At 66.8% G+C, this 25,396-nt stretch carries 24 protein-coding genes; 10 read left to right on the top strand and 14 right to left on the bottom strand.

What is annotated here, in order from left to right:
- Nucleotides 1-4: 4 nt before the first annotated feature.
- The 3 genes from ACZK29_RS18550 to ACZK29_RS18540 all read left to right on the top strand — a co-directional run bounded on the left by ACZK29_RS18550 (nucleotide 5) and on the right by ACZK29_RS18540 (nucleotide 1,934).
- Nucleotides 5-439, top strand: coding sequence for an SseB family protein (locus tag ACZK29_RS18550; protein ID WP_049429399.1), 435 nt, complete (start codon nucleotides 5-7; stop codon nucleotides 437-439).
- Nucleotides 440-576: 137 nt separating this feature from the next.
- Complete coding sequence (locus tag ACZK29_RS18545) at nucleotides 577-1,530, top strand: RHS repeat-associated core domain-containing protein (RefSeq protein ID WP_478446347.1); 954 nt, start codon at nucleotides 577-579, stop codon at nucleotides 1,528-1,530.
- A complete protein-coding gene (locus ACZK29_RS18540; protein ID WP_111204382.1) occupies nucleotides 1,527-1,934 on the top strand; it encodes a hypothetical protein in 408 nt (135 codons plus the stop codon). Before ACZK29_RS18545 ends, ACZK29_RS18540 begins: the two co-directional genes overlap by 4 nt.
- 97 nt (nucleotides 1,935-2,031) lie before the next feature.
- Here the strand turns inward: ACZK29_RS18540 and ACZK29_RS18535 are convergent, their stop codons facing one another.
- The gene (locus ACZK29_RS18535) at nucleotides 2,032-3,252 is read right to left on the bottom strand and encodes a multifunctional CCA addition/repair protein (protein WP_111204381.1); all 1,221 of its coding nucleotides are present in this window, start codon (nucleotides 3,250-3,252) and stop codon (nucleotides 2,032-2,034) included.
- Nucleotides 3,253-3,345: 93 nt separating this feature from the next.
- Complete coding sequence (locus tag ACZK29_RS18530; protein WP_478446346.1) at nucleotides 3,346-5,331, bottom strand: transglycosylase SLT domain-containing protein; 1,986 nt, start codon at nucleotides 5,329-5,331, stop codon at nucleotides 3,346-3,348.
- A 178-nt stretch (nucleotides 5,332-5,509) separates the two neighbouring features.
- On the opposite strand from ACZK29_RS18530, the gene ACZK29_RS18525 reads away from it, so the two are divergent.
- Both ACZK29_RS18525 and ACZK29_RS18520 read left to right on the top strand, forming a co-directional pair.
- The gene (locus ACZK29_RS18525; RefSeq protein ID WP_164147259.1) at nucleotides 5,510-5,929 is read left to right on the top strand and encodes an ExbD/TolR family protein; all 420 of its coding nucleotides are present in this window, start codon (nucleotides 5,510-5,512) and stop codon (nucleotides 5,927-5,929) included.
- Nucleotides 5,930-6,174: 245 nt separating this feature from the next.
- Nucleotides 6,175-9,036 carry a TonB-dependent receptor plug domain-containing protein gene (locus ACZK29_RS18520; protein WP_478446345.1) on the top strand — a complete coding sequence of 954 codons (2,862 nt, stop codon included), beginning with the start codon at nucleotides 6,175-6,177 and terminating at the stop codon, nucleotides 9,034-9,036.
- Between the two features lie 44 nt (nucleotides 9,037-9,080).
- Here the strand turns inward: ACZK29_RS18520 and ACZK29_RS18515 are convergent, their stop codons facing one another.
- The 4 genes from ACZK29_RS18515 to ACZK29_RS18500 all read right to left on the bottom strand — a co-directional run bounded on the left by ACZK29_RS18515 (nucleotide 9,081) and on the right by ACZK29_RS18500 (nucleotide 13,161).
- A complete protein-coding gene (locus ACZK29_RS18515) occupies nucleotides 9,081-9,530 on the bottom strand; it encodes a hypothetical protein (protein ID WP_478446344.1) in 450 nt (149 codons plus the stop codon).
- A 204-nt stretch (nucleotides 9,531-9,734) separates the two neighbouring features.
- Nucleotides 9,735-11,873, bottom strand: a complete 2,139-nt coding sequence (gene fhuE / locus ACZK29_RS18510; protein ID WP_478446343.1) for a ferric-rhodotorulic acid/ferric-coprogen receptor FhuE — start codon at nucleotides 11,871-11,873, stop codon at nucleotides 9,735-9,737.
- A 176-nt stretch (nucleotides 11,874-12,049) separates the two neighbouring features.
- Nucleotides 12,050-12,601, bottom strand: coding sequence for a M23 family metallopeptidase (locus ACZK29_RS18505; protein WP_164147262.1), 552 nt, complete (start codon nucleotides 12,599-12,601; stop codon nucleotides 12,050-12,052).
- A 77-nt stretch (nucleotides 12,602-12,678) separates the two neighbouring features.
- Entirely contained in the window at nucleotides 12,679-13,161 is a 483-nt protein-coding gene (locus tag ACZK29_RS18500) for an Lrp/AsnC family transcriptional regulator (RefSeq protein WP_106550148.1), read from the bottom strand.
- 72 nt (nucleotides 13,162-13,233) lie between these two features.
- On the opposite strand from ACZK29_RS18500, the gene ACZK29_RS18495 reads away from it, so the two are divergent.
- The gene (locus ACZK29_RS18495; protein ID WP_111204400.1) at nucleotides 13,234-14,109 is read left to right on the top strand and encodes an EamA family transporter; all 876 of its coding nucleotides are present in this window, start codon (nucleotides 13,234-13,236) and stop codon (nucleotides 14,107-14,109) included.
- A 113-nt stretch (nucleotides 14,110-14,222) separates the two neighbouring features.
- Here the strand turns inward: ACZK29_RS18495 and ACZK29_RS18490 are convergent, their stop codons facing one another.
- The 4 genes from ACZK29_RS18490 to ACZK29_RS18475 all read right to left on the bottom strand — a co-directional run bounded on the left by ACZK29_RS18490 (nucleotide 14,223) and on the right by ACZK29_RS18475 (nucleotide 17,511).
- Nucleotides 14,223-14,960 (bottom strand): endonuclease/exonuclease/phosphatase family protein, encoded by a 738-nt coding sequence (locus tag ACZK29_RS18490; RefSeq protein ID WP_005419292.1) that lies wholly within the window; start codon nucleotides 14,958-14,960, stop codon nucleotides 14,223-14,225.
- A 53-nt stretch (nucleotides 14,961-15,013) separates the two neighbouring features.
- Nucleotides 15,014-15,847 (bottom strand): thiol:disulfide interchange protein DsbA/DsbL, encoded by an 834-nt coding sequence (locus tag ACZK29_RS18485; protein ID WP_099551127.1) that lies wholly within the window; start codon nucleotides 15,845-15,847, stop codon nucleotides 15,014-15,016.
- Between the two features lie 106 nt (nucleotides 15,848-15,953).
- The gene (locus ACZK29_RS18480; protein WP_459047415.1) at nucleotides 15,954-16,604 is read right to left on the bottom strand and encodes a thiol:disulfide interchange protein DsbA/DsbL; all 651 of its coding nucleotides are present in this window, start codon (nucleotides 16,602-16,604) and stop codon (nucleotides 15,954-15,956) included.
- 106 nt (nucleotides 16,605-16,710) lie between these two features.
- Nucleotides 16,711-17,511 carry a c-type cytochrome gene (locus tag ACZK29_RS18475; RefSeq protein WP_164147263.1) on the bottom strand — a complete coding sequence of 267 codons (801 nt, stop codon included), beginning with the start codon at nucleotides 17,509-17,511 and terminating at the stop codon, nucleotides 16,711-16,713.
- Between the two features lie 156 nt (nucleotides 17,512-17,667).
- Here ACZK29_RS18475 and yihA point away from each other — a divergent pair, with 156 nt between their 5' ends.
- Nucleotides 17,668-18,270, top strand: coding sequence for a ribosome biogenesis GTP-binding protein YihA/YsxC (gene yihA / locus ACZK29_RS18470; RefSeq protein ID WP_111128274.1), 603 nt, complete (start codon nucleotides 17,668-17,670; stop codon nucleotides 18,268-18,270).
- Between the two features lie 72 nt (nucleotides 18,271-18,342).
- Here the strand turns inward: yihA and ACZK29_RS18465 are convergent, their stop codons facing one another.
- Nucleotides 18,343-19,314, bottom strand: a complete 972-nt coding sequence (locus ACZK29_RS18465) for an MBL fold metallo-hydrolase (RefSeq protein ID WP_478446342.1) — start codon at nucleotides 19,312-19,314, stop codon at nucleotides 18,343-18,345.
- A 567-nt stretch (nucleotides 19,315-19,881) separates the two neighbouring features.
- On the opposite strand from ACZK29_RS18465, the gene ACZK29_RS18460 reads away from it, so the two are divergent.
- Together ACZK29_RS18460 and ACZK29_RS18455 are read left to right on the top strand one after the other, a co-directional pair.
- On the top strand, nucleotides 19,882-20,175 hold the full coding sequence (locus ACZK29_RS18460; RefSeq protein ID WP_019338990.1) for a transposase: 294 nt from the start codon (nucleotides 19,882-19,884) through the stop codon (nucleotides 20,173-20,175).
- Complete coding sequence (locus ACZK29_RS18455; protein WP_459048440.1) at nucleotides 20,172-21,005, top strand: IS3 family transposase; 834 nt, start codon at nucleotides 20,172-20,174, stop codon at nucleotides 21,003-21,005. The genes ACZK29_RS18460 and ACZK29_RS18455 overlap by 4 nt, the downstream gene beginning before the upstream one ends.
- Before the next feature lie 160 nt (nucleotides 21,006-21,165).
- Here ACZK29_RS18455 and ACZK29_RS18450 read toward each other — a convergent pair whose 3' ends face one another.
- Both ACZK29_RS18450 and ACZK29_RS18445 read right to left on the bottom strand, forming a co-directional pair.
- Complete coding sequence (locus ACZK29_RS18450; protein ID WP_111204087.1) at nucleotides 21,166-21,990, bottom strand: helix-turn-helix domain-containing protein; 825 nt, start codon at nucleotides 21,988-21,990, stop codon at nucleotides 21,166-21,168.
- Nucleotides 21,987-22,691 carry a VIT1/CCC1 transporter family protein gene (locus tag ACZK29_RS18445; RefSeq protein ID WP_164147111.1) on the bottom strand — a complete coding sequence of 235 codons (705 nt, stop codon included), beginning with the start codon at nucleotides 22,689-22,691 and terminating at the stop codon, nucleotides 21,987-21,989. Before ACZK29_RS18445 ends, ACZK29_RS18450 begins: the two co-directional genes overlap by 4 nt.
- Nucleotides 22,692-22,843: 152 nt before the next feature.
- Here ACZK29_RS18445 and ACZK29_RS18440 point away from each other — a divergent pair, with 152 nt between their 5' ends.
- Nucleotides 22,844-24,208 (top strand): glutamate--cysteine ligase, encoded by a 1,365-nt coding sequence (locus ACZK29_RS18440; RefSeq protein ID WP_478446341.1) that lies wholly within the window; start codon nucleotides 22,844-22,846, stop codon nucleotides 24,206-24,208.
- Nucleotides 24,209-24,299: 91 nt separating this feature from the next.
- Here the strand turns inward: ACZK29_RS18440 and ACZK29_RS18435 are convergent, their stop codons facing one another.
- Nucleotides 24,300-25,358 carry an NAD(P)-dependent alcohol dehydrogenase gene (locus tag ACZK29_RS18435; protein ID WP_111204090.1) on the bottom strand — a complete coding sequence of 353 codons (1,059 nt, stop codon included), beginning with the start codon at nucleotides 25,356-25,358 and terminating at the stop codon, nucleotides 24,300-24,302.
- Between the last annotated feature and the right edge of the window lie 38 nt (nucleotides 25,359-25,396).

Here is a 25,396-nt window from a genome sequence, read left to right as displayed (position 1 = left end):
GACCATGGACCACGACACCCCGTTCGACCCCCTCAACGACCTCGAGGTGCGCCTGCTGCAGGCACAGGACGGTACGCTGACCGCGTCGCAGTTCCTCGACGGCCTGCTGACCTCGACGGCGTTCGTATTGCTGGACAAGGCCATCGGCGAAGACGGTGCCTGGGACGAGAGCATCTCGCCGCTGGTGCTGACCAGCGAAAGCGGAGAGCCGATGTTCGCGGTGTTCACCGCGCCCGAGCGCGCCGGCCTGTGGCATGAGCAGCTGCCGCAGTTCGCCCACGCCATGCCGATCGCGGTGCACGCGCTGCTGGCGGGGATCGGCGACGGCGTCGGCCTGGTGCTGAACCCCGGCCTGGACGTGGGCATGGAGATGATTCCCGATGCCGTGGCCCAGCTGAAGCAGCGTGCGGCGGCGATCACCCGCGGCATGGCGCACTGAGCCAGGAACCACATCCGGCAAGGGGCGCATGCCGCTGCGATGCTCTGCACGAAACGGGCGGGGCAGGCGAGCGACAGGGAAAGTGGGCACGTGCGGACCCAGGGGGCATCCCCCGCTCATGGGGGAGGCAGTTCAGGATGGACTTGCTGGAGAACGGAATGGTGGCTTCTAAGCTGCGGCTGGTGTTGTTCGCATCGACTTCACTGATGTACAGCGCCACTGCCGGCGCACAGGTCGTCACCTACGTCCATACCGACGCCCTCGGGTCGGTTGTCGCTGAAACCAACGGGGCGGGCGTCATCATCACGCGCTATGACTACGAGCCCTACGGAGCCGCGATCGGTGAAAGGGTGGCCGATGGCCCCGGCTATACAGGGCATGTAAGCGACGCGGCCACAGGGTTGAGCTACATGCAGCAGCGGTACATGGACCCACAGCTGGGAGTATTCCTGTCGGTGGACCCGGTGACGGCATATGGACAGCCGGCCGGGCAGTTCAACCGCTACCGCTACGCCAACGGAAATCCCTACCGGTTCACGGATCCGGATGGGCGATGCCCGGAAGGGGCCGGCCGGTCCACGTGCATCGATGCCAGGCGTTTCGACCAGAGCCGATCAAGTGGCCTGGACATCCAGCTTTCCGCGCAGACGGAGAAGACCGCTCTGGCCAACACCGACTCGGTGAGAGTCGGTAGTGGCAACCGGGAGAAGGCCGTCACCATCGAGGCAAGCAGCAACGGCACCGAGTCGATCCGGGTGGATCCATCAATGGCGACCTCGTCGGACGCTTCCGGGTTCTATGCGGAACTGACGCCGACCGCCGATACCGTGGCTGTGATGCACGGCCATCTCGAGGAGAGTGGCCTGGTGGATCGGCTGACACCAGGTGATTCCGGTCCCCTCGTGAGCCCGGGGGTTCCCAACATCACGGTGGACAGCACGGGTTCGCGGGTCGGCGTGCGTGAGCTGGTCGATGGCAAGGTGCAATTCCGGATGATTCAGGGCCGCATGACGCCGACCGAGCAGCGGCTCATCCAGCAGAACATCACCAAGCAGCAGGAGCTGTTCTACCTGCCAGGAAGTGGGCGATGAAGTGGTTCCTGCCTGGCGTTTCCCTGTTGTTCGCAACCGTGGCCGGGTGTGCCACTTCCGGGCAAGCACCTTCCTCCAACCCGGCGGCGCTGCTGCCAAGCAAGGCCATCAAGGGAAGCGCGGAGCTGGATGGGTCCCAGGTGGAGCTTCGCGGCTACCTGGTGGCACAGTTCGAGGATCGTGGCATCTGGGACAGCAAAGCGGAGTACCGCCGGTACAACAGTGAAGCAAGCTGTGTGTCGCTTCTGATCCCCAAGCGCATGATTGACCAGGTTGAACGACGCTCTGGTGCCTACGCGACCATCAGGGGGAAACTGATCGGGGACCTGCGATCCCGAGGGACCGTGCTGCTGGGTGGATGCAATGTCGTGGCAATTGAAGTCCAGGAGCTGGGTGGGAACTGACTCCTGTGGCGGCAACCTGGGTGGATGCCGGTGGTTGCCGGCCAGCGGCCGGCACTACCTGTATCGCTCCACGCGCGGCAAGTACGGCCGTTGAGAATCAGCGTGCGGCGGCAATCGCCTTCACCCGTGCCTTGGCCAGCGCTTCACCGATGGCCGGGCCCTTCAGATGGGTGGTATCCAGATCCCGCGCCTGTACTGACAGTGCCGCCTGGTGCAGGCGCTTGAGCGTTTCGCCCTGTGGGTAGTCGGCGTCCTCGAAACCGAGGCGGCCACGCTTGTCGGCCTCGCAGCAGAGCGCGATGCGGGCCACGCGCTCGGGGCGGCGCAGCGCATCACAGCGGCCCAGCAGTTCCAGCACGGTGGCATCGCGCAGTTCGTCGATGCGGTGCACGTTCAAGTGCTCGCGGCACACCGCTTCGGCCAGCTGCTGGTGCTCGGTGGGAATCTTCAACCGCGCGCACAATGCCTTCAGCGGTTTGATGCCGCGCTGCTCGTGCATGATGTGGCGCGGCCATTCCTCCGGCGGTGTCAGGCCCTTGCCGAGGTCGTGGGTGAGGGCAGCGAAGCCGACCAGGTCATCGCCCGGCGCCAGCCTGGCAGCCATGTCGCTGACCATTTCCTGGTGGATGCCGGTGTCGACTTCCGGGTGGAATTCGGCACGCTGCGGCACGCCGTACAGCGCTTCCAGCTCGGGCAGGATCGGACCCAGCGCCTGCGCATCGTGCAGTGTGCGCAGGAACGCCGAAGGCTGCGCACTGACCAGCACCTTGCGCAGTTCCTGCCACACCCGCTCCGGCACCAGTGCATCCAGTTCGCCACTGGCGGCGATCTCGCGCATCAGGTCCATGGTTTCCGGCGCGACGGTGAAGCCCAGCGGCGCAAAGCGCGCCATGAAGCGGGCCGCGCGCAGCACGCGCAGCGGGTCTTCGACGAAGGCGGGGCCGACGTGGCGCAGCACACGCTGTTCAAGATCACGCACGCCGCCGTAGGGGTCCACCAGATGGCCGGTGTCTTCGTCGCAGGCAATGGCGTTGATGGTGAAGTCGCGGCGCTGCAGGTCGTCTTCCAGCGTTACTGCCGGATCGGCATCGACCACGAAGCCGCGATAGCCACGGCCGGACTTGCGCTCAGTGCGCGCCAGTGCGTATTCCTCACCGGTTTCCGGGTGCAGGAACACCGGGAAATCACGACCCACGGCGGTGTAGCCCAGCGCTTCCATCTGAGCGGGCGTGGCGCCGACCACGACCCAGTCGCGGTCACCGGCGGGGCGCTGCAGCAGGCGGTCGCGCACGGCGCCGCCGACAAGATAGATCTTCATGAGGGGATGATCGCACGGTAGTGCCGGCCGCTGGCCGGCGGGACACATCGTGGCGTCCGCCGGGCATGGCCCGGCGCTACCGTCATCGGGTGATCAATCCCCGCCCTGGTCGGCGTTGGCGGCGCAGCTGAAGCTCTTGCGCTTGTCCACCAGGCGGCCCATCAGGCGGTCGCTCAACGGCAGGGCATCACCATTGAGGCGCCAGTCGTAGATCACGCTGAAGGCCAGCACGCGGGCCACGTACTCGCGGGTTTCCTTGTAGCTGATGGTCTCGATCCACAGGTCCGGGTCAAAGCCCGGGCGCTGGCCCTGCCAACGCGCGGTCGGGGTCGGGCCGGCGTTGTACGCGGCGATGGTCACGTACGGCAGGCCGTCGTACTTGTTCATCAGCTGGCGCAGGTAGGCGGTGCCGATGGCGATGTTGGTGTCCGGGTCGTACAGGCTGTCGGCGCCGCCGTAGCCGGTCAGGCCGATCGACTTGGCCACGCCGGCACCGGTGGCCGGCAGCACCTGCATCAGGCCCATGGCATTGGCGGGCGAGCGCGCGCGCGGGGTAAAGGTACTTTCAGCGCGGATCTCCGCGGCCACCCAGGCCGGGTCGATCGCATTGCGTGCTGATTCACGGCGGATGGTGGCGTCGTGGTGCAGCGGGAAGCGCAGGTCGTACAGGCGCTGCTCCTGCGGTTGCTTGCCCAGTGCGAACACGGCGCGATCAAACCAGCCGTTGTCCTGCGCCACGCGCACAGCGAGGCGGCGCTGGGTGTCATCGAAGCGCGACAGCGCGCTGTTCCACTCAGCCACGGCCCAGCCGGTGCGGTCGATCTGGTAAAGCGCCATCGCGCGCTGGATGGCCGGGTCACGCGCGATCACCGCCTGTGCCTGCGCACTGTCGTTCGGCTTCCACGGACACAGCGTGTAGCCCTGCTGCAGTTTGTCGGCAGCCAGGAAGCCGTGGAAGGTGGGCGCACGCGCGGCGTCGCGGAACAACGGCTGTGCCTGCGATGCCTGGCCGGTCTTCTCCAGCATGCGGCCTTCGAAATAGGCCCAGCGCGAATCGCTGCGCTGCTTGCTGCCCATCTTGCGGATCGCGGCCAGTGCCGCCGGCCAGTCACCGCGCGACATTGCTTCGCGAACACGCCATTCGTGCAGGCGTTCGTCATAGGCCGATTCGGGCACCGCATTGAGACGGCGCGCCGAATCCGGCAGGTAGGAGGCCACGGTCCACAGGGCAATCTGGTACAGCACCTGGCCCTGCTGGGCGGCGCTCAGGCCGAGGGCCTGTGCGTACTGCGGCAGCTGTTGTTCGGTGGCACCCGGGTCGGCCTTGGCCAGCTTTTCCAGGCCATCGGTGGCAATGCGCCGGCTGCGCTCGTTGCGCGGCCAGTTCAATGCGCTGGCATTGGGCTTGTCGACGAAGGCGGCGTAGCTGTTGGCCTGCGCCAGGTCCGCCGCGGGCAGGCCGCGTGCGGCGCTGCGCATCACGGCCGGCTGCTGTGCGTCGGCGGCGGCATCGATGCGCTCCCAGCGCAGGGCGTCGCTCAGGCCGCCCTGTGCCTGCAGCACGGCGAATACCGCGTCGCAGCCGTCCGGCAGCGACTTGCCGTTCTTGCGCCACAGGTCCTGTGCTTCGTTGATCCACTGCGGATCGACCTTGCCGGTGACCTGGCGTGCGGTCAGCTGTGCACAGCGCAGCCCGACGTTGTCGGTGGGTGCCCAGTTGGCCAGCAGGGTCGGCCAGTCCTGGCGGCGCGCAACCGAAGGCAGCCACACGCTGCGGAAGGTGGTGGCCACGGCCTGGCCGTCGTAGCGCTTGAGGAAGGCCTGGGCCTGCGCGGTATCGACCGTGTCGATGTTGCGGCGCAGGTTGGCGTACTCCAGCCAGCCATAGGCCGGGTGGCGACTGAGCGCACCGGCCTGGCCGGGATCGAACTGGCCGCGTTCGGCAGCAGCGATCGCGGCCTTCAGCTGCGCGTTCTGGGCGTCGAGGGACTGGGCGTTGGCGCAGCCGATCAGCAGCGTGGTGGCCAAGGGCAGCAAGGACAGGGCAGTGGAAGTGCGTCGGGTCATGGCGATCAGCATAGCGGGGGCTGGCTGAATTCAGTTTCGCATTGTGTGCACGCCCCGGGGGGCGTTGGCGTGCCTGATCGTCGCGGTCCAGGCGGGGTGGCGATACCGGGCCCGCACGGCGTTCGTGCGATGATCCCCGCAATGTGCGGTCTGCCACTGACGGGCCCCTCTTCCTGCGATGGAGCGCGGTATGCGATACGAAGCCAGTCCGGCGAATGTGCTGATCGCCAACATCAACCTGGCACCGTTGGTGGATGTACTGCTGGTGCTGCTGGCGCTGGTGATCACCACGCTGCCGATGGCCAGCACGGCTGTCATCCAGCCGTTCCAGCAACGTACCGCCTGCCCACCCGGCCTGGGACAGTCGACGCCCGTCCCGATTGATATGCGTATCGACGCCGTCGGTGGCCTGTTCTGGAACGATCGGCCACTGGATGATGCAGCGCTGCTGCAGGTGCTTGCCCAGGCCCGGCAGCTGCCCGAGGCGCGGCAACCGTCGGTGCGCCTGGTTACCGCCGATGGCACCGATTACGGCGACCTGATCCGGGTGCTGCGGGTTGTCAATCAGCACGGCCTGCGTGTGGTCGCGCTGAACGACCCGTCGCGGTAACAGGACTCCCTGGCATTCGGCTCGCGCTGTCGTAGCCACCGTGGTGCGCGCTGTGACGAACAGTACCGTCCGGTCTGGATATTCCGTCATTTGACGCAATCAGCCGTCAACTGCGTCAAATCCGCGTGAAAGAGTGTCGATCATCACGCCGTGGTTTTTACTGTTTGTTTACAAAGGAGACGCTGCCGCCATGCAGGGGGGAGCGCGGCAGTCCATGTCCCGACATTCCTTTGGAGAGAGAGCGAATGATTCACCTGCATCACCGCCCGTTGGCGGTTGCCGTCGCGCTGTGCGTGACGGCCCTGGCACCGTTGGGTGCCGCTGCGCAATCCACCACCAACCTCGATGCGGTGGAGGTCACCGGTACCCGCATCAAGCGCGCTGAAGTCGAAGGCCAGGTGCCGATCCAGACACTGACCCGTGGCGACATCGAACGCACCGGCTTGACTTCGATCGGCGAGGTGCTGCAGCAGCTCACCGGTTCCGGCTCCGCGCTCAACGCCAAGTTCAACTCGTCCGGCAACTTTGGTTTCCCGCCCGATGGCAGCGGCGTGGGTGCCGGCTCAGCGCAGGTCGATCTGCGCCACCTGGGTGCCAAGCGCGTGCTGGTGCTGGTCGATGGCATCCGCTGGGTCAATGAATCGTCGGCGTCCGGTGTGGGCTCGGCCACCGACCTCAACACCATTCCGCTGGCGATCGTCGAGCGCATCGAGGTACTGGAGGACGGTGCGTCGTCGCTGTACGGCTCCGATGCCATCGCCGGCGTGGTCAACATCATCACCCGCCGCGATTTCGATGGCGGCCAGGTGACGCTGAACTACGGCGAGTACAGCAAGGGCGACGGCACGCAGAAGGGCGTGGACCTGGCCTGGGGCAAGAGTGGCGATCGCTTCAGCCTGTTCCTGGGCGCCAGCTGGACCAAGCAGGACCCGGTGTTCGCCAAGGACCGCGAGCAGTCGCGCTTCCCGATTCCCGGTACCGGCCTGGCGTTCGGCAGCGGTGGCATCCCGCAGGGCCGCTTCGCCTTCGTCGATCCGAATACCGGCGCGTCGCAGAACATCGTGCCCAACACCGGCGTGAGCAACCCGCGGTACGACGGCAGTGCCGGCTGTAACCGCAGCGATGACTACCACTGCTTCACCACTGCCGACCGCTTCAACTTCGCCGAATACAACATGGTGCTGACGCCGTCGGAGCGCAAAGGCCTGTTCGGCCAGTTCCGCTTCGACATCACCGACAATGTGCAGTGGTACATCAAGGCGCTGGGCAACCGCCGCGAGTCGACCAACCAGGCCGGTCCCGAGCCGCTGTTCTTCGGCCCCGATGGCGCCACCGGCAATCCGCTGGCCGACAACATCACCGTCTCCGCACTCAACCCGTACAACCCGTTCGGCTTCGATCTGGTTTCCGGCGACAACATGAGCCTGATCGGTCGTCGCCCGGTGGAAGGCGGTGCGCGCGTGTTCAAGCAGAAGGTGGACACCACCTACTTCGCCACCGGCCTGGTCGGTGACTTCCATGCCGCCGACCGCAGCTGGTACTGGGACGTCAACGGCATGTACAGCAAGAACAAGGCCGAACAGACCAACTACGGCAGCTATGACATCTACAAGGTGAACATGGCGCTGGGCGATCCGGCGGTGTGCGCCGCCACTGCCGGCTGCGTACCGTTGAACATCTTCGGCGGCGTCGGTTCGATCACCCCGGACATGCTGAAGTGGATCCAGCCGGTGGTGCGCGACCGCAGCCAGAACGAGCTGAGCCTGTTCACCGCCAACCTGTCCAGCGAGCTGTTCTCGCTGCCGGCCGGTCCGGTGTCCTTCGCCACCGGCTTCGAGTACCGCAAGTACAAGGGCTCCTACCAGCCCGATCCGTTGACGGTGATCGGCCACTACAACGGCGTGCCGTCACAGCCGACCTCCGGTTCCTACGACGTCAACGAGGCCTACCTGGAGTTGAGCGTGCCGATCTTCGCCGACTCCTCGTTCGGCAAGAAACTGGACCTGAGCCTGGCCGGTCGTTATTCGGATTACTCCACCTTCGGTGGCGAGTTCACGCCCAAGTACGGCCTGCGCTGGCAGGTGACCGATGACTTCGTGCTGCGCACCACCTACGCCGAGGGCTTCCGTGCACCGTCGATCGGTGAACTGTACGGCTCGGCCGCACGTGCCGACCTGCAGCTGTTCGATCCGTGCTCGGTGGGCCTGGGCGGTACGCCGCCACGTGGCAGCGCGGCCAACTGTGCCGCGCTGGGCGTGCCGGCCGGCTTCCAGCAGGCCAACTCGCAGATCTCGGTGACCACCGGCGGCAACCGCGAGCTGGACCCGGAACGCTCGCGCAGCTTCAGTGCTGGTTTCGTGTGGAGTCCGTGGTTCGGCAACAACGCCTCGTGGTCGGAGCGCTTCGACGTTGAAGTGACCTTCTACCGCCACGCCATCGACGGTGCGATCCAGGCGATCAACGCGCAGACCCAGCTGGACCTGTGCGTGGATACGCTGGACCCGATCTACTGCAACGGCATCACCCGTGCCAGCACCGGTGCGGTCAGCAGCTTCAACAACCGGCTGACCAACCTGGGGTCGATCAAGACCGACGGCTGGGACGTGGATCTGTTCTGGACGCTGCCGCAGACCTCCATCGGCCAGTTCAAGCTGGCGTGGAAGAACACCTTCGTCGGCCGTTACGAGGCCACCGGTGCGGCCGGGCAGAAGCAGCCGCAGAAGCCGGGCGTGGAAGTGGCCGACAGCTCGATTCCGGAGTGGACCAGCAACGCCAGCATCGGCTGGACGATGGACCGCTGGAGCGCCAACTGGACGGTGCGGCACATCTCCGAGCTGACCGAGAACTGCGGCGATGCTGCGGCCTTCCCGGTGTGCAGCAACCAGGCTGCGGGCACCAACACGCTGTCGGCCACCACCTTCCATGACATGCAGGTGGGCTACAAGATCGACTGGATGAAGGGGCTGCAGCTGACCGCCGGCCTGAACAACGTGTTCGACAAGGATCCGCCGATCTGCCTGTCGTGCTCGTTGAACGGCTACGACGCCTCGACCTACGACATCCCGCGTGGTCGTTACTGGTACCTGCGCGCGGATCTGCGCTTCTGATGAAGGGCCGGTGCCGGGAACATCCCGGCACCGGCCATCAGGGATCAATCCGGAATGTCCTGCTCCGGATCGTCCTGCTCCGGATCTTCCTGCTCAAGGGCCGCGCGGCGGAAGGCCGTGCGCGCCCAACCCAGCCCGACCACGATCATCATCGGCCCCACCGCGAAGGCGGGCAGTGACGGGATACGGAACTGCGACTGGTGCTCGATCAGCAGGTTGTAGAGGATCCAGGCGACCAGCAGCAGGCCGATGCCCGCACACATCAGCCCGAACAGCACCTGCGGAACGCCCATTGCCAGGCCGAGCGCGCGCTCGGTATGGGTGGGGCTGGGGATGGCACGCAGTTCCCGGCCCAGATCGAACCAGAACAGGATGACGGCGGGCAGGCCGATCAGCAGAAGCAGGATGAAGTAGCCGTTGCCGGTGCCGATCATCAGCGGCAGCGACGAGAGCAGCGCCACGAGCGAGAGACCGAGTTTCGGGCGGGTGCGCATGGCCGGTCGTCCTTGAAGGGGGAGGCGCGAGGTGTCCGTATGGCACGGGGCGAAGCTGCAGGCCACCGCGTCCGCGACGCTACACCTGCCGGGGCGCCGCTGCAACGAGGGGCGCTGAGCGCCCCCCGTTGTAGAGTCGAGCCGTGCTCGACTGCGCTCTGTGACCGAGTCGAGCATGGCTCGACTCCACAGAAGCCGGTTACATCAGAACGACCAGGTGAACGTCAGCGAGCCGTTGCGGCCATCGCCGTACGCGCCGTAGCCGGTGATCTGCGAGTAGTACTTCTTGTCCAGCAGGTTGTTGAGGTTGGCCTGCACGCTGAACTCCGGCGAGATGCGGTAGCGCACGAAGGCGCTGACCAGCGCGTAGCCTTGCTGCTCGAAGCGGCCCACCACCGGCGCAGCGTAGTAGATGCGGTTCTGCCAGTTGGCACCGCCACCGACGGTCAGTTCCTGCAGCGACTGTGGGGTGTAGCTGGTGAAGAGCTTCAGTGCGGTCTGCGGCAGGTTGGTGTTGATGTCGGCGCCATTGATGTCCTTGGCCACATAGCGCGAAGCACCGAAGGTCGCGTTCCAGCCGGGTGCCAGTTCGCCGTTCACTTCGAACTCGAAGCCACGGCTGACGGTGCCGCGTGCGGCGATCGAGGCGAACTCACCCGGGCGGCCGATGATCGGCTCGCTGGTGACCTGGGCGACGTTGTCCTGCTCGATGCGGAACACCGCCAGCGAGGCATTCAGGCGGTTGTCGAACCAGGCACCCTTGACGCCCACCTCGTAGCTCTTGCCGTCGACCGGGTCGAGATAGCGGTCGTTGCGGTCGCGGGCGGTCTGCGGCTGGAAGATCTCCGTGTAGCTGGCGTACGCGGAGTAGGTGTCGTTGATGTCATACACCAGGCCGGCGTACGGGGTGGTCACCTTGTGTTCGCGGTCGTCGTTCTCGCCTTCGCTCTTCCAGTTGGTGTAGCGCGCACCGAGGATCAGCTTCAGCGGATCAGCCAGCGACAGACGGGTGGCGGCATAGCCGGCCTTCTGGGTGATGGTGCCCTGGCTGGCCAGCGCCAGCGGGTTCCAGTTCGGCTGGGCAATGTTGCCGGTCCAGTCGAGATAGGTGCTGAAGGGGTTCCAGCCGGTGCCGGGGCCGCCCATCTGGAAGTCACCGTAGTTGGCGAATTCGCGCTTGTTGTAGCTCAGGCCGGCCATGAACTGGTGCTCGCGGCCGAACAGCTGGAACGGACCGTCGATGTAGCCATCGATGCCATCGACCTTGCGCTCGGTGTTGTAGAAGCCGGCCATCGGCGTGACGCCGGTGCCCGTGGTCTTGTCGAATGCGGTGTAAGACGGATAGAACAACTTGTCATCGGCGTTGGTGCGGTCGTGTGTGGCGCCGATCCTGAACTTCCAGCCGTTGCTGAAGGCGTGCTGCAGGGTGGCGAACGCGCGCTTGCTGGTGGTGTCCCAGTAGGTCCAGTCCGGCGACGGATTGAACGAGGTCGGGTAATTCGTCGGGCTGCCATCGGCGTACCACATCGGGAAGCCACCCCAGGTGGCGCCATTGGCGCGCTTCTGCTGGTAGTCGTAGCCCACGCTCAGCTGCGTGTCCGGGGTCAGGTCGGCGTCGATGACCGCATAGCCCAGCGTCTTGCGCTGGTTGTAGCGGTCCATCTGGCCGTCGGTGTCCAGATAGCTGCCGATCACGCGGCCGCGCACGGTGCCGCTGGCGTTCAGCGCGCTGCCCACGTCAACGGTGGTGCGGGTACGGCCCCAGCTGCCGACGTTCACCGACACGCTGCCAGCCAGTTCGGCACTGTCGGCGTGCTTGCGGATCAGGTTCACCGATGCGGACGGATTGCCGGCACCACTGAGCAGGCCGGTGGCACCACGCACCACTTCAACGCGGTCGTACAGCGCCAGGTCCAGGCCGGAATCACCGTAGCTCCAGTTCTGCACCATTTGCGTGGGCAGGCCATCGAACTGGTAGGCATCGATGTAGAAACCGCGCGCGTAGAACTCGGTGCGCTCGCTGTCGGACTGGGTGCTGGTCACGCCGGTGGTATTGGCCAGCACGTCGATGATGTCGTCCAGGTTCTGATCTTCGATGCGCTGGTGGCTGATGATGCTGATCGACTGCGGGATCTCGCGCGGGGCCAGGTCGAAGCGGGTACCGGCCGAGGTGCGGCGCACCGAATAGCCTTCGGCGCGTTCACCCTTCACCACCACCTTGTCGAGGGTGGTCGGATCGGCGGCGGTTTCGGCGAAGGCGGCCGGGGCCACGGCGCAGAGAACGGCGAGCACGGCAACGGACAGCCGTTGCGGCTGCGGGGTACGGAAGGCGGAACGGGTCATGGGGGTCCTGGGCGAGCACGCGCGATCGGCCGGCATCCAGGAGGCGAGGCGCTACGGGTAGGGAGAGGGCGGGCAGGCCGTCCTGGCGCTACCGGAAACGAAAGAAATGGTAATACGAACTATTCCTATTTACAAATCATGAACGAATCGATCCGGTGATCCGGATGCGGGCTGGGTCAGCGCAGCAGCGGGAGTGGATCGCGCGCGCCGTCGGTGCCGTAGATGCCCCAGTGCAGGTGCGGCGGAGTGCCCTTGGCGTTGCCGCTGTCGCCGACATGCCCGAGCAGATCGCCGGGCTGCACCACCTGGCCGCGTGCCAGGCCTTCGGCCCAGTCGTCCAGGTGGGCGTAGTAGTAGCGTTCGTGCGCCGGCCCGATCACCCAGGCCTGGCGCCCGCCGAGCCCGCGTTCGCTGACATCCGCGACGACACCGGCCGTGGCGCTGCGCACCGGTGTGCCACGCCTGGCGAAGATGTCGATGCCGGCGTGGGAGCGGTCACGGCCGCGCGGAGCGCCGAACGTATCGGCGATCTGCCGGGGACGGACGCCCTCCACCGGCACCGGAAGTTCGGTGGCCGGCGGCATCCGCGAGAGTGCCCACAGCATCTTCGGCGCGGCCGCCCATGGGCTGTTCCACAGCATCAACGCGGCAACGAGGGCAATGGCCAGCCACAGGCCGCGCAGCAACCAGCGGCGCAGGCGACGGGCGGGGGACGGCGTTGTGCTCATGGTTCTCGATTGTAGAGTCGAGCCATGCTCGACTGCTGTTGCCCTGCGGTCCCAAAGCCATCGAGCATGGCTCGACGCTACGGCACCGGCAGCAGCGGCACCTCGAAACTCCGCTTCAGCGTGCCCAGTGCCACCGATGTGCGGAAGCGCTCGATGTTGTCATCGCCGCCGAACAACCGCTCGGTGATGGCCTCGTATTCTTCCATCGACGCGGCCGAAAGCAGCAGCAGGAAATCGCCGTCGCCGGTGATCGAATAGCACTGCTGCACCGCCGGGTCGTCCTGCACACGGCGCTTGAACGGCGCCACGCGTTCACGTTGCTCGCTGACCACGCGCACCTCGACGATGATGGTCAGTGGCCGCCCGACCTTGGCCGCGGCGACCACCGCCACGTTGGCGGCGATCACGCCACTGTCCTGCAGGCGCTTGATGCGGCGTTGCACGGCCGGGGTGGACAGGTGCACGGCCTCGGCGATTTCGCGCTGCGGCAGGGTGTTGTTCCGCTGCAGCAGGTCGAGGATGGCGCGGTCGAAGCTGTCGAGCACGGGAGCGATGGCCATGGCGAGCAGAAGTTGCACGAACAGGCTGTCAATTGAGCCAAGTGCTCGGCGCCGGCGCAATAGACTTTGCGCATGCAGACCTCACGACTCGCGCCGATGTTGCCGGCGCTGGCGGTGCTCGGCTCGGTCACCTCGCTGGCCATCGGCACCTCCTACGCAAAACACCTGTTCCCGCTGATCGGTGCGCAGGGCACGAGCGCGCTGCGCGTGGGCTTTTCAGCGTTGTTGCTGCTGCTGTTCTGGCGGCCATGGCGCTGGAAGACCAGCCGCCCGGATGCCATCACCATCCTGCGCTACGGGCTCACCCTGGGCCTGATGAACCTGCTGTTCTACATGGCCCTGCGCACCATTCCCTTCGGCATCGCGGTGGCCATCGAGTTCACCGGGCCGCTGACGGTGGCGATGCTGTCATCACGACGTCCGATCGATTTCCTCTGGGTGGGCTGCGCGGCGGTGGGGCTGCTGTTGCTGCTGCCGATCGGTGGTGGCCCGGCGCTGGACCCGGCCGGTGTGCTGTACGCGATGGGCGCAGCGGCGTGCTGGGGCCTGTACATCGTGTTCGGCAAACGCGCCGGCCACCTGCACGCGGGGCATTCGGTGTCGCTGGGCCTGCTGGCCGCATCGCTGGTGGTGGTGCCGGTGGGCGTGGTGCATGCCGGTGCCGCGCTGCTCGATCCGAAGATCCTCGTGGCGGGCCTGCTGGTGGCACTGGTGTCCAGTGCGATCCCGATGTCGCTGGAGATGATGGCGCTCAAGCGCCTGCCGAAGGAGACCTTCGGCATCCTGATCAGCATGGAGCCGGCGGTGGCCGCGCTGTGGGCGATGCTGCTGCTGCACGAGCACCTGCACGGGCTGCAGTGGCTGGCGATCGGCTGCACGGTGCTTGCCTCGGTGGGCAGCACGATGACGGCAAGGCGGTTGAAGGGGCCGATCGCGCAGGCCGGGTAGCGCCGGGCCATGCCCGGCGGAGAGCGTGCGGACCAACGGCCCGCACCCACAAGAGCAGCTGTCCGCAGCCCTTGGGCAACATGCCAACCAAGGTTGGCATCTACCAGGTGCGGTCAGCGCAGGGCGTCGGCCGGGACGTCGATCTGCATCGCCAGGGCGAGGTGATCGGAGAACGCGGCCGGTACGGCTTCCACGGTGCGGGTCTGCAGCCCGCTGCTGACCAGGATGTGGTCGATGGCGCGGTCCGGGCGCCAGCTGGGGAAGGTCGGCACGATGCAACCGGGCGGCTGCAGCCGGGTCTTCTGGTACAGCACCTGCATTTCCGGGCGCTCGGCCAGGCAGTTGAAGTCGCCCATCAGCACCGCGTTGGGGTGGTCGGACAACAGCTCGGCGATGAAGCCCAGCTGCGACATCCGCGAGCCCGCGCCGAGCGACAGATGCGCCACTGCGACTGCCAGGCCGTCGGCGCCGTCGCCGAACTTGGCCAGCAGCACGCCGCGCCCGCCGATGCGGCCGGGCAGCGCGTGATCCTGCACTTCAACCGGTTCCAGCTTGCTCAACAGGCCGTTGGCGCTGGAGGCGACCCCGCCCATGCGCCGGTTCGGCTGGTGGCTCCAGTAATTGAAGCCGGCGCGCTGGGCCAGGTAGTGGGTCTGGTTGGTGAAGCCCGAACGCAGGCTGCCCGGATCGGCCTCCTGCAGGCCGACGATGTCGTGTTCGCGCGCCAGGGTGGCGATCGCGTCAAGGCTGCTGCGCTTGCGACCCGCCGGCAGCGCATGTGACCAGCTGCGGGTCACATAGTCGCTGTAGCGGCGGGTACTTGAGCCGGCCTGGATGTTGGCCGTCAGCAAGCGCAGGGTCCGTGTACGGGGGGAATTCACGGCCGGGAAACGCTTCTCTTGGATCAGTGAGCCTGGGCCGCACCGCGTTCGCGGGCGATCAGGTGGTCGGCGATGCGCAGCATGTCCGGGAAGCTCTTGCCCTTCACCAGGTACTTGCCGTTGACGATGATCGACGGGGTGCCGCTGATCTGGCTGCGCTGCGCGAACTGCTTGGCCGAGTTGGTCTTGGCATTCACCGCGAAGCTGCCCATGGTGGCGGCGAACTGCTTCGGATCCACGCCGTAGGCACCGTAGAACTTGGCGATGTCGTCCACCGAGTCACGGCCACGCTCGCCCTTCAGGGTCTTCTGCGAGTGGATGGCGGCGTACAGCGCTTCGTGGGTCTTCTCCTGCACGCCGAGCGTCTGTGCGGCGTAGAAGGCACGGGCGTAGTCATCCCAGGTGCCGCCGAACATGGCCGGCACGTAGACGAAGTTCACATCGCTCGGCAGGCCGGCCTTCCACGGGCCAACCAGCGGCTGGAACGCGGCGCAGGCCGGGCAGACGTAGCCGAAGATCTCGGTCACTTCGATCTTGCCGGCGGCCGGCTGGAACGGCTGGCCGTTCGGAATCACCTGGTAGTCGGCACCTTCCACCGGGGCCGGGCCGGTCAGCGCGGCGGTGGTCGGAGCCGGTGCGGCGGCAGCCGGTGCAGCTTCGGCCGGGGCCTTTTCCCCTTCGGCAGCCGCCGGAGCGGTGCCTTCGGTACCCGCGGCCGGAGCGGCCGGCTCGGTGGTCGCCGGAGCTGCAGCCGGTTCAGCCGGGGCCGCGGTGGTGTTGGTGCTGCCGTCGTCGGCCTTGCAGGCCGCCAGGATCGGCAGCAGCGCTGCGAGGGCGAGGGCGTAACGGATCTTCATGGAAACGTCTCCAGCATCTGGAAAGGTGGGGCCGGCGTCAGGCGCCGGCCAAGGGGAAATGATGACACGCGGCGGCGACAGCGCCGTGTCGGTGGTGGGTGTTGGTTCAGCGGCCGCGCGCTGCGCGGGCCTGGGCGATCAGCGCCGAGGCGATGCGCAGCTGGTCGTCGAAGCTGTTGCCGCGCACCAGGTACTGGCCATTGATGATGATGGCCGGGGTACCCGGCACCTTGGTGCGCTGGGCGAAGGCGCGGGCGGCGTCCACCTTCTTCTGCACGGCATCGCCGCGCAGGGCCTGCAGGTAACGGTCCGGGGTCACGCCGTAGGCCTTGTAGAAGGTGGCGAGCTCATCGGCCGAGACGTTCTGCATGGGCAGCGAACCATCCTGGTGCAGTGCCTTGAAGACCGCCGCGTGGCTGCGCTTGGCCACGCCGACTTCGTCGGCGGCGTAGTACGCCAGCGCCCAGGCATCCCATGCACCACCGAAGGCGGCCGGGACCGGGGTGAAGCGCACGTCGGCCGGCAGCTTGGCCGCCCACGCCGCCAGCTGTGGCTCGAAGTGGGCGCAGTGCGGGCAGGTGTAGCCGAAGACCTCGACCACCTCGATCTTGCCGGCCAGCGGCTGGAACGGGCCCGGCTGGGCGATACGCTCGTAGTCTTTGCCCTCGACCAGCGGGGCGTTGGCGGGGTTAGCGGCGCAGGCTGCCAGCGGCAGCAGCACCAGCACGGACAACAGCAGGCGGGAAATCAACCTCATCGACACGCATCTCCGTTGAAAAAAGCAACGCCGGCGCGGTCGCCGGCGTGAAGGAAACATACCGCAGGCGCGGGCCGTGGTGGCGGCCCGGGCCGACCAGTGGCGGTCAGGGGGCGGCAGCCGGTTGCGCCGCCGGGGGGGCAGTGGCCACATCGTCGGCCTTGTTGTGCAGGCCCTGCAGGTAGCTCGACAGCGCCTGCACCTCCTGCTCGCTCAGCTTCTGCGCGACTGTCGCCATGATCTGGAAGTGGGCCTTGTCGGTCTCGTTGGTCTGGCCGGCCTGGTATTCCTGCAGGCGGCGCGCGACATAGCTGGCGTGCTGACCACCGATGTGCGGGTAGGCCGGGCCCGGATTGCCGGCACCGCTGGGGCCGTGGCACGCCATGCAGGCCGGCAGGCCGCGCTTGGCGTCGCCGCCACGGTACAGCTGCTGGCCGATCTCGTAGAACTTCATGCCCTTGTACGGGCCGTCGGTGACTGCCGTGTCATCGGCGATGCCGGCGGTGGCCTTCTGCGTGGCGAAGAACGCGCCGATATCTCGCATGTCCTGCGGCGTGAGGTTCTGCACGAACGGCACCATCGCCACCGCCGCGCCGGAACTGCGCTGGCCGTTGGCGATCAGGGCCATCTGCTGGGCCACGTAGCGTTCGCTCTGGCCGGCGATGGACGGATACATCTCGACCGTGGAATTGCCGTCGGCGCCATGGCAGGCCGCACAGGCCGAAGCCTTGGTCTGGCCAGCCTTGGCATCGCCCCAATGGGTCTTGCTGAAGTCCACCTCCAGCGAGGCGGTGTTGATCGGCCCGTTGTCGGGCAGCGGGGTCAGCGTGGTCTGCGCGAACGCAGCAGCGGCAACGACTACGGCAGTGGCAAAGGCGGATACGGCAAGAACGCGAGCGTGGCGCATGCTGAAGCTCCGTATGGACCGGGCCGGGCGGTGGCCGCCGGCATCGCCCGGATTATCAACGGCGTTTCCGCGCACGGTCAACGCAGCAGTGCAGCAAAATGCCCGCAACGGCCGCCGGCACGGGCGCGCGGCGCCGCAACATGCGATCCTAGGCACATGTCATTGCTCATCGAACGCGCCCGTTACCACCTTTCGGCCCACAACGTGCGGCAGCTGCCGCCCGATGAAGGGGCTGAAGTGGCCTTTGCCGGCCGCTCCAACGCCGGCAAGTCCAGTGCGCTCAACGCGCTGACCCGCCAGAACGCGCTGGCCCGTGTCTCCAAGACGCCCGGCCGCACCCAGCAGCTGGTGTTCTTCCAGATCACCCCGGAAGCCCATCTGGTCGACCTGCCCGGTTACGGCTATGCCAAGGTGCCGCTGGACCTGCAGGCGCACTGGCAGGCCTTCATCGACCGGTATTTCCGCACCCGCGAGGCCCTGAAGGGGCTGGTGGTGGTGATGGACATCCGTCATCCGCTGAAGGACTACGACCGGCAGATGCTGTCCTATGCCGTACAGCGCGGCATGCCGGCGCACGCGCTGCTGACCAAGGCCGACAAGCTCAGCCGCAGCCAGCAGATGCAGACCCTGCAGAAGGTGCGCAAGGAACTGCACTCAGCCTACGGCGACAGCGTCAGCGTGCAGGTGTTCTCCGGCGAAGACCGCACCGGCGTGGACGAAGCCCGCGGCGTGATCGGCGGCTGGCTGGGGTTGGAATAAGGCATTGCCGGTCGCCCGGCTGGCAGCCGGGCGCTACCGGATCGGTGGGTGCCGACCTTGGTCGGCACACCCTCACAAGGGCGAATATTCCGCCGGCACCCAGGCAAATGCCTGGCCTTCGCTGCGCACATGGCCCAGGCCGGGGAACGGCAGATGTGCACCGGCCACCCACCAACCGTGGGCGGTGGCCTGCTGCAGCAGGCTGCGACGGCTGGCGGTGGCCGCCTTGCGGTCCGAATCGGCCTCGAATGCCGCCTCCGGGTGCGCGAACTGCACTGCATGGAAGTGCAGCACATCACCCCATACCAGCAGTGACTGACCCTGGCTGTCGAACCGGTAGGAGACATGGCCGGGGGTGTGGCCATGGGTGTCCATCGCCACTGCGCCGCCGGGCAGGGCGTCGCCGGGGCTGAAGGTGCGCAGGTGGCCGCTGGCCTGGTATGGCGCGACCGCATTGCGTGCCAGCGGGAAGGCGAAGCGCACGCCCTTCGGCGCGGTGGCCTCGCTGGCCGGGTTGAGCCAGTAATCGGCATCGGCCTTGGACAGCCACACCGTGGCATTGGGGTAGGCCGGCTTGCCCTGCGCGTCGAGTACGCCGCACAGGTGGTCCGGATGGGCGTGGGTCAGCAGCACCTCATCCACCTCGGCCGGGTCCACGCCGGAGGCGCGCAGATTGCCCCGCACCTGGCCCAGGCCGGGGCCGAAGCACTGCGCGGTGCCGGTGTCGACCAGGGTCAGGTGGTTGCCCTGTCGGATCAGGAAGGCGTTGATCGCGGTCTGCAGGCCCTTCTTGTCTTCGGGCACGTAACGACCTTCCAGCAAGCGGCTGACCAGCGTCGGCGGCACGTCCACCACTTCCTGCCGGCCGAGCGCGACCACGCCGTCGAACAGGGCGGTGACCTGCAGCGCACCGATGCGCTGGTGATAGACGCCGGGCACCTGCTGGGTGGGAGCGGGCGAGGTGGCTTCGGCCAGCGCGGCCGGTGGCAGGGCGGACAGGGCCAGCAGCAGGGCGGTGCGCAGCGGCAGGGGACGCAGGGGCATGATGGTTCTCGGTGGATGACGGGCGGTTCCGTTGCTGCATAGCGTGCCGTGGCCGGCGTGTGCGCGGCGCTCAAACCACTGCGCGGAATGCTCAGGGAAGGGGGGGGCTGCAGGGCTGCGCCCTGCACCCGCAGAGGCAACAGCAACGGCAACGGCCGAAGCAAAAGCTGGTTTCCTGTGGGATGGCGGGGTGGGTCCGGTTGCGGGAGACGCCGTAAACCCATCCATGGGGGCTTGGCCGCGGCATCCATGCCGCGGACACTCCCGCAACCGGACCCACCCCGCCTTCGACATTTTTCCGCGATCTGTTGGAAATGCTCTTGGGGTCAGATCCGTTTTCCGCAGAAAAACGGATCTGACCCCATTTTTGTGTATCGATATCTGACAGATGTGTCGACCAAGGTCGACACCTACCTACAGCCGCCGGAATCTGTCGAAGGCGGGGCACTGTGGGTTTGCGGGGTGTGAGCCGCATGGATGCGGCGACCAAGCCCCCATGGACGGGTTGTGGTGGTCTAATCAACTTGGACACTCGATAGGATCAATTTCGAGCATCGAGGTAGACCCATGGCAAAACAGATCACTCAGGGCATGAGGGATGAGGCGGTTCGCCTTGTCGTTGTGGAGGGGCAGACAGTCAGGGACGTCTGCCAGCTGATGGATGTCGGCCCGACGGCGCTGAGGCGCTGGATCGAGCAATGGCGTCGGAAGCATGACCCTCAGGCCGAGGCACCGCCCGTGGATGCCCAAGTCAGAATCGCCGAGCTGGAGGCCCAGAATCGCAGGCTCAAGGAGGAGCGCGACCTGCTAAAAAAATCCATCGCCTTCTTCATTCGGGACAGCGATCACCGGAACAGGTGATCCAGGAATTGGGGAAGGTCGCTCCGATCCGGTTGGTGTGTCAGTTGATGGACTATCCCCGTAGCAGCTACTACGCCTGGCTGCACCGGGAGCCCCGGATTGACCGGGCGCTGCTGGCCCAGGTTGATCTGGTTCGTCGCATTCATCAGTCCCATCGGGGGAGCTGTGGCTCTCGCAAGATGGCCAGGGAGCTGACCAACCGCGGCCTACCCATGGGGCGCTACCGCGCCCGGACGCTGATGCGCCGAGCCGGTGTCAGGGCGCGACAGCACCGGCGGCACAAGTACCACAGCCTTGGGCCGCAGGCACTGACGGCGCCCAACGTGTTGGAACGCCAATTCAACCCGGCGGCCCCCAACCAGGTCTGGGCAGGGGATATCACCTACATCCCGACCCAGCAAGGCTGGCTCTATCTGGCCATCGTGGTGGATCTGTTTGCCCGCCGGATCGTGGGCTGGGCCCACTCTCACGAAGGGGATGCCTGGCTGGCCGTCAGAGCCCTGCGCGGGGCGCTGAAACAGCGTCGTCCCAACGGGCGACTACTTTTCCACTCGGATCAAGGTCGGCAGTACACCAGCCATGCCATGGCCGAAATCCTGCGTGACAACGGCATCACCCAGAGCATGAGCCGGAAGGGCAACTGCTGGGACAACGCGGTGGTGGAACGGGTTTTCGCCACCCTCAAAGGGGAATGGCTTTACTCCAAATACCCTACTCGACAGGAGGCGGCAGCAGACATCGAGCAGTTCGTGGACTGGTACAACCACCGTCGGCTACACAGTGCCAACGGCCTTGTGCCACCTGCGCTTTGTGAAGAGCAGGTGGCCTGAACTCCCTTTGGGAGTGTCCAAAAATACTGGACCACCACAGGTTTACGGCGTCCCCGCAAACCCACAGTGCCCCGCCATCCCACGGAATGCACGCTGTTGCTGTTGCTACGGCTCTTGCACTCGCCTCGGCGGGTGCAGGGCGCAGCCCTGCCGAACCCCCTCAGATGTCTGTCGGAGCCAGCCCGTACTGCTCGGCGAAGCGCTTGCTGAAACTCGCCGTAGACCGGTAGCCCGCGCGCGCTGCCACGGTCTTCAGCGGCAGGTCGGTGGTGTAGAGCAGCTGCATGCCATGCGCCAGCCGTGCCTCGGTGAGCAGCTGGCGCAGGCTGGTGTCCTCGGCGGCGAGCCGACGGCGCAGGGTCGCGCCGCTCAGCGCGAACTGTTCTTCCACATCGCGCGACTGCCAGTCGCGTGCCGGTTCGGCGGCGATGCGGTCGCGGATCTGTTCGCCCAGGCTCGGGGCCTGCGGCAGCAGCAGGCTGCCGTGGCCCTGCCGGCAGAGGGTCAGTACCAACGAGGCCAGGGCCAGCCGCGCTTCGCTGTAACGGCCGTCCTGCAGCGATTGCCGCCATTGCCGCAGCACCGCGCCATGGTCGATCAACGGCAGTCGCGCCATCGCATGACCAGCGGCGGGAAGCTCCTCGCTCCACAGCGCGCGTGCGGCCGCCAGCACTTCGGCACACAGCGGCACGATGGCGCTGAGGTAGCGGCCACTGCGTGGGTCGGGGGTGTTGACCACATCGATGCGGCAGCGCTGGGTCAGCAGCAGGATGTCGCCGGGGATGAACTCCAGCGACTGGTGTGCGGTACGCACCTGCTTGCGGCCTTCCAGCAGGATCGCGAACTGTGGTTGTGGAATCTCCACCGAGCTGGCGCCATGTTCCCGCCGAGCGGTGATGCACGCATAACCTTCCGCGCGTGCGCAGCCGGCCAGGCTGGCCATCTCGGCCAGCAGTGCGGTGGCCGGTGGCAGCATGGCGGTCATGACACGTGGGCACCGAACAGGCGACCGACGCCGGCCGCCGCGGCCATCGCCAATGCGCCCCAGAACATCACCCGGATCGCGCCGCGAACCGGCGGTGCACCGCCGGCCCTGGCCGCCACCGCGCCGGTCAGGCACAGGCCGAGCAGGGTACTGGCCGTGGTCATCAGTGCGACCTTATCGACCGGCGCGAGCAGGGCGGTCAGCACCGGCAGCGCCGCACCGCAGGTGAACGCACCGGCCGAGGCCAGCGCTGCCTGCAGCGGGCGGGCGCGCAGGGTATCGGTGATGCCCAGTTCGTCGCGGGCGTGGGCACCCAGTGCATCATGGGCGGTGAGCTGTTCGGCCACCTGCCGTGCCAACGCAGGCTCCAGGCCGCGGTGGCGGTAGATCGCGGCCAGCTCCTCCAGCTCGCTGTGCGGATCTTCGCGCAGTTCGCGCTTTTCCATTGCCAGGTCGGCGTCTTCGGTGTCGGCCTGGGTCTGTACCGAGACATACTCGCCGGCGGCCATCGACATCGCGCCGGCTACGGTGCCGGCCACGCCGGTGGCGAGGATGGTGGTAGCGGAGGCGCCGCCGGCGGCCACGCCGACCACCAGGCCGGCCACCGAGACGATGCCATCATTGGCGCCCAGCACGGCGGCACGCAGCCAGCCGACGCGCTCGGAGCGGTGCAGTTCGGGGTGTCGTGAATGGCGGCTCATGTCGTTGAGTGTACGAGGGTCAAGAGGGCGTCGGTAGGATGCTGAAACCCGTCACCGTCGCATGACGCAACGAGGTGCCACGCTATAGTGCGCCCTTGCGATGTAAGGCCGCGAGCCCCACATCCCCCGCCACCGTCCAGCGAGCCTTCCCCTTGTCGAGCCCCAGCCACGTCGCCGATACCCCCATTACCGACCGCTCGCAGCTGGTGGAGGTGATCGCCTCCGGCGAGAAGCCCCGCGCGCAGTGGCGCATCGGCACCGAGCACGAGAAGTTCGGGTTCCGCCTGGATGACCTGCGCCCGCCGACCTTCGAGGGTGAGCGCGGCATCGAAGCGCTGCTCAATGGCCTGGTTCGCTTCGGCTGGGAGCCGGTACAGGAGAATGGCAACACCATCGCCCTGCTGCGCGATGGGGCCTCGGTGACGCTGGAACCGGCCGGCCAGCTGGAACTGTCCGGTGCCGCGCTGGAGACCATCCACCAGACCTGCGTGGAGACCGGCACCCACCTCAACGAAGTGGCGCAGGTGGCTGGCGAACTGCAACTGGGCTTCCTCGGCATGGGCTTCCAGCCCAAGTGGAAGCGCGATGAGATGCCGTGGATGCCGAAGGGCCGCTACAAGATCATGCGCGCGTACATGCCCAAGGTCGGTTCGCTTGGCCTGGACATGATGACCCGCACCTGCACGGTGCAGGTGAACCTGGACTACGCGACCGAAGCGGACATGGTGAAGAAGTTCCGCGTGTCGCTGGCGCTGCAGCCGATTGCCACCGCGCTGTTTGCCGATTCGCCGTTCACCGAAGGCAAGCCGAACGGCTACCTGAGCTATCGCTCGCACATCTGGACCGACACCGATGCCGATCGCACCGGCATGCTCGACTTCGTGTTCGAGGATGGCTTCGGCTACGAGCGCTATGTCGACTACCTGCTCGACGTGCCGATGTATTTCTCCTACCGCGATGGGATCTACCACGACGCCAGCGGGCAGAGCTTCCGCGATTTCATGCAGGCCAGGTTGCCGGTGCTGCCGGGCGCGCTGCCGACGCTGCGCGACTGGTCGGACCACATGACCACCGCGTTCCCGGAAGTGCGCCTGAAGAAGTACCTGGAAATGCGCGGCGCCGACGGTGGCCCGTGGAGCCGCCTGTGTGCGCTGCCGGCGTTCTGGGTGGGCCTGCTGTACGACGACACCGCACTGGATGCCGCCTGGGACCTGGTGCGTGACTTCACCCTGGCCGAGCGCCAGGCACTGCGCGACGGCGTGCCGAAGCATGCGATGAACCTGCCTTTCCGCGATGGCACGGTGCGCGACCTGGCCCGCGAAGCGGTGAAGATTTCCGTCGAAGGCCTCAAGCGCCGCGCGGCGCGCAATGCCGACGGCCAGGACGAGAGCAAGTTTCTGGACGTGCTGCAGGAGATCGTCGAATCCGGACTGACCCCGGCCGAGCGCAAGCTGGCGCTGTTCCATGGCCGCTGGCACGGCGATGTGGATCCGGTGTTCCGCGAGTTCGCGTATTGATCGCCATGCGGTAGTGCCGGCCTCTGGCCGGCAATCCCAGAAGAAAAACCCCGGCACTGCCGGGGTTTTTCATTTCCACACCTGCCTTGGATCAGGCGGCGTCCTTCATCGTCGCCATGTCGATCACGAAGCGGTAGCGCACATCGTTCTTCGCCATGCGTTCCCAAGCCTCGTTGACATTCTTGATGTCGATGATCTCGACATCGCTGACGATGCCGTGCTCGGCGCAGAAGTCCATCATTTCCTGGGTTTCGGCCATGCCGCCGATCGCCGAGCCGGTCAGGTGCTTGCGGCCGAAGATCACGCTGCCACCGGTCAGCGGCGGGTCCAGTTCGGTCAGTACGCCGACCAGGCACATGGTGGCCTCGCGCTTGAGCAGGCCCATGTACGGGTTGGTGTCATGGCCGACCGGAATGGTGTTGAGCAGGAAGTCGAAGCTGCCGGCGTGCGCCTTCATCTGCGCGGCATCGCGCGAGACCAGTACCTCATCGGCGCCCAGGCGCTTGGCATCGGCACCCTTTTCCGGCGTGGTGGTGATCATCACCACGTGCGCGCCCAGTGCCTTGGCGAATTTCACGCCCATGTGGCCGAGGCCGCCAAGGCCGATCACGCCCACCTTCTGGCCCGGGCCGACCTTCCAGTGGCGCAGCGGCGACCAGGTGGTGATGCCGGCGCACAGCAGCGGCGCGGCGGCCTTCAGGTCCAGCGTGTCGGACACCTTCACCACGAAGCGCTGCTCGACCACCACGTGGTCGGAATAGCCGCCGTAGGTCGGCGCACCGCTTTCACGTTCGCGGCCGTTGTAGGTCCAGGTCGCGCCTTCGGCGCAGTACTGTTCCAGATCGTGCTCGCAGGCGTCGCAGTGGCGGCAGGAATCGACCATGCAGCCGACGCCGGCGTGGTCGCCGACCTTGAAGCGGGTGACGTTGCTGCCGACCTCGGTCACGCGGCCGATGATCTCGTGGCCCGGCACCATCGGGTAGATCGAGCCACCCCAGTCGTCGCGGGCCTGGTGCAGGTCGGAGTGGCAGATGCCGCTGTAGAGGATCTCGATGCGTACGTCGTCCGGGCCGACCGCGCGGCGTTCGAACTCGTATGGAATCAGCGGGTCGGTATGTGAATGGGCGGCGTAACCACGGGCGAGGGACATGGGGAATCCTTGGCAGGGTTTGTCGAAAGGCGTTTTAC

Source organism: Stenotrophomonas sp. 89682_Sma (assembly GCF_056481405.1).
This window is presented reverse-complemented; position numbering and strand designations above follow the sequence as displayed.

Excerpts from the sequence above, each read along its gene's own strand:
- ACZK29_RS18475 (WP_164147263.1), bottom strand. The coding sequence starts at position 17,511 with ATGCGCCACGCTCGCGTTCTTGCCGTATCCGCCTTTGCCACTGCCGTA.
- ACZK29_RS18450 (WP_111204087.1), bottom strand. The coding sequence starts at position 21,990 with ATGACCGCCATGCTGCCACCGGCCACCGCACTGCTGGCCGAGATGGCC.
- ACZK29_RS18460 (WP_019338990.1), top strand. The coding sequence starts at position 19,882 with ATGGCAAAACAGATCACTCAGGGCATGAGGGATGAGGCGGTTCGCCTT.
- ACZK29_RS18465 (WP_478446342.1), bottom strand. The coding sequence starts at position 19,314 with ATGCCCCTGCGTCCCCTGCCGCTGCGCACCGCCCTGCTGCTGGCCCTG.
- ACZK29_RS18530 (WP_478446346.1), bottom strand. The coding sequence starts at position 5,331 with ATGCTGATCGCCATGACCCGACGCACTTCCACTGCCCTGTCCTTGCTG.
- ACZK29_RS18485 (WP_099551127.1), bottom strand. The coding sequence starts at position 15,847 with ATGAAGATCCGTTACGCCCTCGCCCTCGCAGCGCTGCTGCCGATCCTG.
- ACZK29_RS18505 (WP_164147262.1), bottom strand. The coding sequence starts at position 12,601 with ATGAGCACAACGCCGTCCCCCGCCCGTCGCCTGCGCCGCTGGTTGCTG.
- ACZK29_RS18480 (WP_459047415.1), bottom strand. The coding sequence starts at position 16,604 with ATGAGGTTGATTTCCCGCCTGCTGTTGTCCGTGCTGGTGCTGCTGCCG.
- ACZK29_RS18515 (WP_478446344.1), bottom strand. The coding sequence starts at position 9,530 with ATGCGCACCCGCCCGAAACTCGGTCTCTCGCTCGTGGCGCTGCTCTCG.
- ACZK29_RS18500 (WP_106550148.1), bottom strand. The coding sequence starts at position 13,161 with ATGGCCATCGCTCCCGTGCTCGACAGCTTCGACCGCGCCATCCTCGAC.
- ACZK29_RS18495 (WP_111204400.1), top strand. The coding sequence starts at position 13,234 with ATGCAGACCTCACGACTCGCGCCGATGTTGCCGGCGCTGGCGGTGCTC.
- ACZK29_RS18445 (WP_164147111.1), bottom strand. The coding sequence starts at position 22,691 with ATGAGCCGCCATTCACGACACCCCGAACTGCACCGCTCCGAGCGCGTC.
- ACZK29_RS18435 (WP_111204090.1), bottom strand. The coding sequence starts at position 25,358 with ATGTCCCTCGCCCGTGGTTACGCCGCCCATTCACATACCGACCCGCTG.
- ACZK29_RS18520 (WP_478446345.1), top strand. The coding sequence starts at position 6,175 with ATGATTCACCTGCATCACCGCCCGTTGGCGGTTGCCGTCGCGCTGTGC.
- yihA (WP_111128274.1), top strand. The coding sequence starts at position 17,668 with ATGTCATTGCTCATCGAACGCGCCCGTTACCACCTTTCGGCCCACAAC.
- ACZK29_RS18540 (WP_111204382.1), top strand. The coding sequence starts at position 1,527 with ATGAAGTGGTTCCTGCCTGGCGTTTCCCTGTTGTTCGCAACCGTGGCC.
- ACZK29_RS18550 (WP_049429399.1), top strand. The coding sequence starts at position 5 with ATGGACCACGACACCCCGTTCGACCCCCTCAACGACCTCGAGGTGCGC.
- ACZK29_RS18545 (WP_478446347.1), top strand. The coding sequence starts at position 577 with ATGGACTTGCTGGAGAACGGAATGGTGGCTTCTAAGCTGCGGCTGGTG.
- ACZK29_RS18525 (WP_164147259.1), top strand. The coding sequence starts at position 5,510 with ATGCGATACGAAGCCAGTCCGGCGAATGTGCTGATCGCCAACATCAAC.
- fhuE (WP_478446343.1), bottom strand. The coding sequence starts at position 11,873 with ATGACCCGTTCCGCCTTCCGTACCCCGCAGCCGCAACGGCTGTCCGTT.
- ACZK29_RS18535 (WP_111204381.1), bottom strand. The coding sequence starts at position 3,252 with ATGAAGATCTATCTTGTCGGCGGCGCCGTGCGCGACCGCCTGCTGCAG.